This is a genomic window from Ruminococcus sp. RTP21358st1_G6_RTP21358_211008 (genome assembly GCF_040908885.1).
Classification (GTDB): Bacteria; Bacillota; Clostridia; order Lachnospirales; family Lachnospiraceae; genus Blautia_A; species Blautia_A faecis.
In genome coordinates this window covers 45100-53843 of sequence record NZ_JBDGDM010000029.1, presented here as the reverse complement: position 1 = coordinate 53843, position 8744 = coordinate 45100, and the positions used below count along the sequence as shown (strand labels likewise).

7 protein-coding genes, 3 pseudogenes and 1 riboswitch are annotated in these 8744 nt (G+C 45.9%); of the genes and pseudogenes, 4 read left to right on the top strand and 6 right to left on the bottom strand.

Annotated elements, in window-relative coordinates; all coding sequences use genetic code 11:
- Positions 1-153 precede the first annotated feature (153 nt).
- The 3 genes and pseudogenes from AB5Z12_RS12575 to AB5Z12_RS12565 all read right to left on the bottom strand — a co-directional run.
- A complete protein-coding gene (locus AB5Z12_RS12575; RefSeq protein WP_226815672.1) occupies positions 154-2838 on the bottom strand; it encodes a heavy metal translocating P-type ATPase in 2685 nt (894 codons plus the stop codon).
- 99 nt (positions 2839-2937) lie between these two features.
- Positions 2938-3321, bottom strand: coding sequence for a metal-sensing transcriptional repressor (locus AB5Z12_RS12570; RefSeq protein WP_118579507.1), 384 nt, complete (start codon positions 3319-3321; stop codon positions 2938-2940).
- A 161-nt stretch (positions 3322-3482) separates the two neighbouring features.
- A pseudogene (locus AB5Z12_RS12565) lies at positions 3483-3593 on the bottom strand (DUF6783 domain-containing protein); the annotation flags it as partial.
- Between AB5Z12_RS12565 and AB5Z12_RS12560 the strand changes: the two are divergent.
- The 3 genes and pseudogenes from AB5Z12_RS12560 to AB5Z12_RS12550 all read left to right on the top strand — a co-directional run.
- Positions 3570-3671: pseudogene (locus AB5Z12_RS12560) on the top strand (DUF6783 domain-containing protein); the annotation flags it as partial. The pseudogenes AB5Z12_RS12565 and AB5Z12_RS12560 overlap by 24 nt on opposite strands.
- Before the next feature lie 71 nt (positions 3672-3742).
- Positions 3743-3919: riboswitch (cobalamin riboswitch) on the top strand.
- 203 nt (positions 3920-4122) lie between these two features.
- On the top strand, positions 4123-5427 hold the full coding sequence (locus tag AB5Z12_RS12555; RefSeq protein WP_195699988.1) for a sirohydrochlorin cobaltochelatase: 1305 nt from the start codon (positions 4123-4125) through the stop codon (positions 5425-5427).
- 135 nt (positions 5428-5562) lie between these two features.
- Positions 5563-6171: a hypothetical protein gene (locus AB5Z12_RS12550; RefSeq protein WP_226838095.1), complete on the top strand. Its 609-nt coding sequence runs from the start codon at positions 5563-5565 to the stop codon at positions 6169-6171.
- A 62-nt stretch (positions 6172-6233) separates the two neighbouring features.
- On the opposite strand, the gene AB5Z12_RS12545 is transcribed toward AB5Z12_RS12550, so the two are convergent.
- Complete coding sequence (locus tag AB5Z12_RS12545; protein WP_173774153.1) at positions 6234-7631, bottom strand: sodium:alanine symporter family protein; 1398 nt, start codon at positions 7629-7631, stop codon at positions 6234-6236.
- Between the two features lie 27 nt (positions 7632-7658).
- Between AB5Z12_RS12545 and AB5Z12_RS12540 the strand changes: the two are divergent.
- A pseudogene (locus AB5Z12_RS12540) lies at positions 7659-7802 on the top strand (DUF6783 domain-containing protein); the annotation flags it as partial.
- Here AB5Z12_RS12540 and AB5Z12_RS12535 read toward each other — a convergent pair.
- On the bottom strand, positions 7779-7844 hold the full coding sequence (locus AB5Z12_RS12535; RefSeq protein ID WP_306797093.1) for a DUF6783 domain-containing protein: 66 nt from the start codon (positions 7842-7844) through the stop codon (positions 7779-7781). The pseudogene AB5Z12_RS12540 and the gene AB5Z12_RS12535 overlap by 24 nt on opposite strands.
- A 73-nt stretch (positions 7845-7917) precedes the next feature.
- Positions 7918-8484, bottom strand: a complete 567-nt coding sequence (locus tag AB5Z12_RS12530; RefSeq protein ID WP_118579516.1) for a flavodoxin family protein — start codon at positions 8482-8484, stop codon at positions 7918-7920.
- Between the last annotated feature and the right edge of the window lie 260 nt (positions 8485-8744).

Genomic DNA, 8744 nt, shown 5'->3' with positions numbered 1-8744 from the left:
GGACGGCGGTTAGTCACCGCCTCCTACTCGATTACCTTTAGATATTTCACCTGTCTACTTGACAAGGGGCATATCAAAAATGTTTCTGTCGGCTGTTTGAACGGACCTTTGCAATAGGTTTCTGCATTGGTCAAGTTGAATGTGAGGGATGGATTACTCCTGTGTAATTCCGGTTACTTCATAGCCAGCGTCTTTGATTACCTGGCGGATTTTGTCCTCGTCCACTTTCTCTGGTGCTGAGAAAATAGTAGTTCCGGCATCATGGGAGGATACAACATCCTGTACCCCAAATGCTTCCTGGATTGCTTTGTTTACGTGTGCTTCGCAATGTCCGCACATCATTCCTGTTACATTAACTGTCACTTTTACCATGGTATTATTCTCCTTTTTGTTAGTATTGTTATTAATATCGCTGCATTCGTTCAAAAGCTTGCAGCTGTTATTAATCGTTTGTTCTGCATCTGAAGTTTTATCTGCATTGAATGATTTTGAGAAAACAGCAGATGATGCTTCAGAGAAATCAGCAATATTTCCAGAATTGGATTCTATGGAAACCGGATTCTTGACTTTTTTATCTTTAACTGCGTCATGAATTTTAAACAGGTTTAGCCTCAACGCGTTGGTAACTACACAGAAGCTGGAAAGGCTCATGGCAGCAGCGCCGAACATCGGGTTCAAGGTCCATCCGAAAATTGGAATCCATACGCCGGCAGCCAGCGGAATACCAATTACATTGTAGAAGAACGCCCAGAAGAGATTCTCGTGGATGTTGCGAAGAGTAGCGCGGCTCATACGGATAGCAGCTGGCACGTCGGAAAGCTGGCTTTTCATAAGGACAATATCTGCTGCGTCGATGGCTATATCCGTTCCGGCACCGATGGCAATACCAATATCTGCTCTGGTAAGGGCTGGTGCGTCGTTGATTCCGTCGCCAACCATGGCAACCTTGCCTTTTTCCTTCAGGGAGCGGATGACGCTCTCTTTTCCATCTGGAAGGACGCCTGCAATAACCTGGTCAACACCTGCCTGTGCGCCGATGGCTCTGGCCGTGCGCTTGTTGTCTCCGGTAAGCATAACTACGTGGATACCCATATTCTGAAGCTCTTTGACCGCCTGTGCACTGTCCGGTTTGATTACATCAGCAACTGCAATGATTCCAAGAAGTTTTCCATCTTTTGCGAAAAGAAGAGGAGTTTTTCCTGCTTCGGCAAGCTTCTCGGCCTGGTTCATAAGAGACGGAGAGACAGCTGCCAGAGTGTTGATGTATTTCATGCTTCCGCCGATAAGCGTGGAAGCGCCAAGCTTCGCAGAGAGTCCATTGCCGGGAAGAGCCTGGAATTCTGTGACTTCCTGGGCTGTAAGACCAAGGCTTGCAGATTTTTCCAGAATGGCTTTCGCAAGAGGGTGCTCGCTCTTTTTTTCAAGGGCGTAGGCAATGGTGAGAAGATCGTTCTCAGACACGCCGTCTGCAGGGAGAATGTCAGTAACCTCCGGCTGACCGTTTGTGATGGTTCCGGTTTTGTCAAGGGCTACGATCTGAACCTTTCCGGCTTCCTCAAGGGAGACGGCTGTTTTGAAAAGGATACCGTTTTTGGCACCCATTCCGTTTCCAACCATAATGGCAACCGGAGTGGCAAGACCAAGGGCGCATGGGCAGCTGATGACCAGAACGGAAATTCCTCTTGCCAGGGCGTAGCCAGCCTCATGACCGGTAAGCAGCCAGACAATAGTAGTTATAATTGCAATAGTGATAACAGCAGGTACGAAAACACCGGAAACACGGTCTGCGATTTTGGCAATAGGAGCTTTGGTGGCTGCAGCATCACTGACCATTTTGATGATCTGGGAGAGTGTGGTGTCTTCGCCAACGCGGGTAGCTTCACATTTGATAAAGCCAGACTGGTTGACTGTGGCTGCGGAGACAAGATCTCCGGCAGCTTTGTCGACAGGGATACTCTCACCTGTAAGGGCAGATTCGTTGACTGCACTGGAGCCTTCGATAATCACACCATCCACCGGGATGTTCTCACCAGGACGGACAACAAAGGTGTCACCTTTTACAACCTGGTCAATGGGAACGGTGGCTTCCTGGCCGTTTCGGATGACAACGGCAGTCTTGGGAGCAAGCTTCATAAGACCTTTTAAGGCATCCGTGGTCTTGCCCTTGGAACGGGCTTCCAGCATTTTTCCAACGGTGATCAGGGTCAGGATCATAGCGGCAGATTCGAAATAGAATTCCATCATGTAGTGCATGACAAGTTCGGAATTGCCGTCAACCTGGGCTCTGGTCATGGCGAACAGGGCGTAGACACTCCATACAAAGGAGGCCATGGAGCCGAGAGCTACCAGGGTATCCATGTTCGGAGAGCGGTGCCACAGACTCCTGAAGCCACTGATGAAAAATTTCTGATTGATGACCATGACGATTCCTGCAAGAAGCAGCTGTACAAGTCCCATGGCGATATGGTTGCCATCAAACCAGGCTGGCAGCGGCCATCCCCACATCATGTGTCCCATGGAAAAGTACATCAGCACCAGAAGAAAACCTACTGAGGCAATAAGCCGTTTCCTGAGGAGTGGCGTTTCGTGATCTTCCAAGGCTTTCTCAGCATCGGAAACGGATTCCGTCTGACCGGAAGCACCCTTCAGGCTGCAGCCGTATCCGGCTTCTTCTACAGCTGAGACAATGGCAGAGGCTGAGGCAGTTCCTTCCACTCCCATGGAATTGGTAAGCAGGCTTACGGAGCAGGAAGTAACTCCCGGAACCTTGTTTACCGCTTTTTCCACACGGGCGCTGCAGGCTGCACAGCTCATGCCGGTGACGTTGTATTGTTCCATAATAAATTCCTCCTTCGAATACAGTGTTTCGATACCAACGGACTGCTCTGCGCATTCGTACTTCCGCAGGCAGGTACACATTCGGAATACGCTGGTATCTCACTTCATTAGCTTCTGCAAAGTTGCAACCAGCTCATCAATGGTTTCGTCTTTACCATCACGGATATCTCTTGCCACACAGGTTCGGATATGATTGGCGAGAAGTTCCTTATTAAATGCATTCACAGCGGCATTTACAGCTGCTGACTGAATAAGAATATCGTTGCAGTAAGCGTCATTCTCCAGCATTCCTATAATACCCCTTATCTGGCCTTCAATACGTTTCAGACGGTTTACCAGCTTCCTGCGTTCTGCTTCGGAACGGTCGGTGTGCTTGGTACAACAGCAGGAACAGACCTTCTTGGTAGGTTCCTGGCTGGAAAGAGTTGCAGGATCGGCTGCGGTGTGGCTGCAGCAGGATTCGGATTTATAATCAGCTGTCATAGGCGGACTCCTTTCCTTATATACCCCTTAGGGGTATGTATTTGATGAAACCAATATATACCCTGGCGGGGTATTTGTCAATAAGTAATTCACAGAAAACCTGAGAATTGCGGCGCGAAACCATGCGAAAGCATGATTCCTGTGTATCGCGAAGCGTGTTGCTATGAACGGAGTGAATAGTAATCTGTTTGAAAAATTATTCCCGCAATCTGCACGCCCCACTTTGCGGTATATTTTGCCCGAATTCAGTTGCCGTAGCCCACTACGGCGCCCTCATCAGGACAAAATCTCCCACAAATTGTGACGCACATCTTGCAGAAAGCCTTTTTCAAACATACTCTAGTTCATAAAAAATACATAAAAAGTTCATAAAAAATATATAATAATATGGTACATATTAAATATCCGAGTCGAATATGTATAATGGTTATAGCGCGAAGGTTGCATCATGAACATGATGCGCAAAAGAGAATCCGGTGAGAGTCCGGAACGATGCCGTCACTGTGTAAGGGAACTGCTTCAGAGCCCACTGGGAAACCGGGAAGGGGGAGCAGTGTTGACCGAAGTCAGGAGAACTGCCTTGGCGTGGAATCTTAGGTCTGCGGTACACAGAACCTGTATTCTCATAACGATACATGAATATTTCCTGAATGTTTTTTGGAAGAAAAGTGTGTATATGAGAATGTGTGCAGTCGCAGAAAATGCGGCTGTTTTTATGCAATGGGAGATTGGTGATAGATTTCCCATGGGATTCTTTATACGTGATTCTATCCGGAAATACAAAAAAAAGAGGAAAAAGAAATGAAAAGAAAATCTTTATTAGCAATCCTTCTTGCAGCTTCTATGGCAGCAAGCATGACAGCAGCAACAGCAACTGTTGCATTTGCAGAGACAGAGGAAGCAGCAGAGGAGACAACAGACGATGCTGAGACAGCTGATGATGCTGAGGCAGCTGACGATGCTGAAGCAGCTGATGATGCTGAGACAACAGACGATGCAGAAGCAGCTGATGACACTGCAGATGCAGATAAGGAAGCGGCTGATAAAGTAGCAGCACTTATCGATGCTATTTATGTTCAGGAGAGAACAGATGATACAGATGAGCAGTGCAAGGAAGCTAAAGAAGCATGGGATGCCCTTACAGATGCTCAGAAAGAGCTTGTAGAGGGAGAAGAGGCAAGTCCAGAGTATTTCGGACGTGACACAGGTGATGCTTCCAAGGATGATCCGCGTAATCAGGACGAGATCGGTGAGAATGAGCTTCTTGTAGTAAGCTTTGGTACATCCTTTAACGACAGCCGTGCAGAGGATATTAAGGGAATCGAGGATGCTCTTGCAGAAGCATTCCCGGATTGGTCTGTAAGAAGAGCATTTACCGCTCAGATCATTATCAACCATGTACAGGCAAGAGATGATGAGAAGATTGATAACATGCAGCAGGCACTTGACCGTGCAGTAGCAAACGGTGTTAAGAATCTTGTAGTTCAGCCTACACATCTTATGCATGGTGCTGAGTACGATGAGATGGTAGAAGCTATTGATGCTTACAAAGATAAATTTGAATCTGTAGCAATCGCTGAGCCAATGCTTGGTGAGGTTGGCGATGACGCTACCGTTATCAACGATGACAAAGCTGCTGTTGCTCAGGCAATCACAGATGAAGCTGTAAAAGAAGCTGGATATGACAGCATGGAAGCAGCTGCAGAAGATGGAACCGCATTTGTATTCATGGGACATGGTACTTCCCATACAGCAAACGTTACATATGACCAGATGCAGACCCAGATGGAGAAACTTGGATTCACAAACGCATTCATCGGTACTGTAGAAGGTGAGCCAGAGGATACAGCTTGTGATGAAGTTATCAATAAAGTAAAAGATGCCGGATTCAAGAAAGTAATCCTTCGTCCGCTTATGGTTGTTGCTGGTGACCATGCAAACAATGATATGGCTGGTGATGATGACGATTCCTGGAAGAGCATGTTCGAGGCTTCTGGAAATTTCGATGAGATTGATTGCCAGATCGAAGGTCTTGGAAGAATTGACGCTGTTGAGCAGCTTTATGTAGCTCATACTCAGGCAGCTATTGATTCCATCGCGAAATAATTATTTTGGTATAAATTGTTATTGCAACAGAACAAAAGCAGCTGCTCCTACACTGTGGGGCAGCTGTTTGAGTAATAAAACAAATACGGTACACACAAGTGCACCGTAAATAAAGAAAAAGCAAGGAGAGTTATTATGAAACGTTCATTAGTCATTTTATTAACAGCTGTAAGTATTTCCGCTATGACAGCAGGAACTGCATTCCCGGCATTTGCAGAAGCCACAGAGGCTGAGGCAGAGGAAACCACAGATGGTGCAGAGAATGCCGCAGACAGCGAACTTGAAGACGGTGTTTATGGTGTAGAGTTTGACACAGACAGCAGTATGTTCCATGTAAATGAGGCTTGCAACGGAAGAGCTACCCTCACTGTAAAGGATGGTAAAATGACCGTTCATATCACTCTCGTTTCCAAGAATATTGAGAATGTTTTCCTTGGAACAGCAGAGGATGCACAGAAAGACGGTGCCGAACTGATTCAGCCTACTATTGATAAGGTAACTTACAGCGATGGCATGACAGAGGAGGTTTATGGATTCAATGTTCCGGTAGAGAAGCTGGATGAGGAATTTGACCTGGCAATCATTGGTAAAAAGGGCAAATGGTATGACCATAAGGTAAGCGTTACGGATGTGCAGGAGCAGACTGAGGAAGAAAAAAATGCAGTTGAGATCGGTGAGGAAGAGAAAAGTGAAGATGCTGATACAACTACAGATGCAGCTGCCGAGGAAGAGAATAAGGATTGATCAATAATCTGAAAGGGACATCACATGAGCGAAAACGGTTCATGCGATGTCCCTTTTTATATTTATTTTGTTTTGCCCTCTCCGGCAAAATATTCTTTTGTCAGCTTCACAACTGTACCGGAAAGCAGGAACAAAGCAATCAGGTTGGGAATTGCCATAAGACCGTTAAATGTCTCTGCAATGCTCCACATCAGTCCAAGGTTGGCAGTTGCGCCAAGGATGGCAACCAGGGAATAAATAACCATAAATGGTTTGATCACTTTTTCAGAGAACAGGAACTCGATGCAGCGGGCACCGTAAAGTCCCCATCCGACTGCTGTGGAAAAAGCGAAGCAGCACATGGCAATTGCTGTAAAAATGGATACCCAGCTTCCATATGTAGAAGTAAATCCAAGGATCGTAAGCTCTGCACCGGCTGCTTTTCCATAATCAACAGCAACGCCGCTGCAAAGGATAACCAGTGCAGTCAGTGTACAGATCACGATGGTATCTGTAAAGACTTCGAAAATACCGAACATACCTTGTTTTACAGGCTTTTTGGTATCTGCACACGCATGGGCAATGGATCCGGTACCAAGACCAGCCTCGTTAGAGAAGATACCACGGGAAACACCTTTTTTTAAACTGGTGAACATACTTAAAACAATGCCGCCTGTTACAGCTCTGGGCTGAAATGCCCCTCTGAAAATAGAAGCGAATACAGCTGGTACATTCTGAATGTTCAGAAGGATAACTCCCAGTCCGAGAAGGATGTAAAGCAGAGCCATAAATGGAACCAGCTTTTCGGTAACATGGCCAATTCGTTTGATTCCGCCAAGAAGGATCATGGCGATCAGAATGGCAATTATGATTCCGATGATCAGGTTGGAAGTAGAAACGGCGCTTTCGCTGATCACGTTATAATTCAGCAATGCAGAATTGATGGCAGTGGTGATAGTATTGACCTGTGTAGCGTTGCCGGTACCAAATACAGTGAGCACGCCGAATGCTGCGAACAGATAAGCCAGCCAGTGCCATTTTTTGCTAAGACCGTTCTTGATGTAATACATGGGACCGCCTACCAGTTCACCGTTGGCATTGATCTCGCGGTAGTGTACCGCCAGAGTAACCTCAGCATATTTGGTACACATGCCAAACAGTGCAGAAACCCACATCCAGAATATGGCTCCGGGACCGCCAATTGCGATAGCACCTGCTACACCGGCAATATTGCCAGTACCGACCGTGGCTGCAAGTGCTGTACACACTGCCTGGAAAGGCGTGATAGCACCGTCAGATGCGTCACGTTTGCGGAAAATACGTCCAAGGGTTGTTTTGATTGCGTAGGGGAATTTGCGAATCTGAAGAAAATTGGTGCGGATACTAAGATAAAGACCAACTCCGAAAATACAGACCATTGCAGGAACGCCCCAGATAAAATTATTTACAGCGGTGTTGATGGTTTCGATTATTTGCAGCATAAAATACCTCTCTGGAAGTTTTTTTTGATGTATGCGAACGGAACTTCTTCCATGTCACACACATTATTAAACTGGTGCAGCCAGAGCCTGTTTGAAAAATCATTCTTGCAATCTGCACGCCCGCTTTGTGGGAAATTTTGCCCGAATTCAGTTGCTGTAGCCTGCTACGGCGCCCTTATCCGGGCAAAAACTCCCACAAATTGTGACGCACATCTTGCAAAAAGCCTTTTTTAGATATGCTCTGGAGCTTCATTTATGTGAAGATATGACAACTACTGCACCATATTTAGCGGATAAAATTTGTCTTGATCTTATCTTCCGCCTGAGGAACTGCAATACCTGCCGCTTTCCCTGCTTCCAGGGATTTCAGAAGCCATGCCATATTGTTTCCAAGTGAGCGCATGATCTGAAGTCCTTCTTCATCCTGCGCAACTTCTGCAGGAGTATTTCCGTGAACCATGTTCCAGTAGTTAGCAGATACAACAGGCATTTCATGATAGCTGAAATATTTCTGAAGAACGTCTAAAGTAGCTGTGGTGCCGGCTCTTCTTGCAGAAGCAACTGCTGCAGCTGGTTTGTGGAGCATGTCTTTGCCTGCCATGGAGCAAAGCTTATCCATAAATTCAATGATCTGTCCGGATGGGGAAGCCCAGTATACCGGAGAACCAACGATAAGCGCATCTGCTTCCTTTAATTTTGCCGCGGCGGCTTTTACATTATCTGTATCCGGATTCCCAGCCTGGAAAATCTCAGTATCAATTCCATTATGATTCAGTGTTTTTGCCACTTCACTAAGTGCAGTAAAAGTACAGCCTTCCTTGCGCGGGCTGCCATTTAAGAGTAAAACCTTCATGTTTTTCATCCTTTCTGAAGTAAGTTATATCAGACTGCGATAGCCGCAATCTGTATGCATCATCTCTCTAAAGCGGTAATGTATCTTCTTATTATACGATAGAAATAGTTGGATTTCAAGAGAATGGTTTTATTTTAAAAACACAATATGTTCACAATTTAAGATTATAATAAAAATATTTGAACTATTCAGCAAATATTATTCCGCAAGGTATTTTATGTGAATCTGGCTCACATAAAAATCGAAATCTTCGGCGCCCC

Bases quoted from the DNA above. Each gene is read 5' to 3' on its own strand.
- AB5Z12_RS12575 (WP_226815672.1), bottom strand. From the start codon at position 2,838: ATGGAACAATACAACGTCACCGGCATGAGCTGTGCAGCCTGCAGCGCC.
- AB5Z12_RS12570 (WP_118579507.1), bottom strand. From the start codon at position 3,321: ATGACAGCTGATTATAAATCCGAATCCTGCTGCAGCCACACCGCAGCC.
- AB5Z12_RS12555 (WP_195699988.1), top strand. From the start codon at position 4,123: ATGAAAAGAAAATCTTTATTAGCAATCCTTCTTGCAGCTTCTATGGCA.
- AB5Z12_RS12550 (WP_226838095.1), top strand. From the start codon at position 5,563: ATGAAACGTTCATTAGTCATTTTATTAACAGCTGTAAGTATTTCCGCT.
- AB5Z12_RS12545 (WP_173774153.1), bottom strand. From the start codon at position 7,631: ATGCTGCAAATAATCGAAACCATCAACACCGCTGTAAATAATTTTATC.
- AB5Z12_RS12530 (WP_118579516.1), bottom strand. From the start codon at position 8,484: ATGAAGGTTTTACTCTTAAATGGCAGCCCGCGCAAGGAAGGCTGTACT.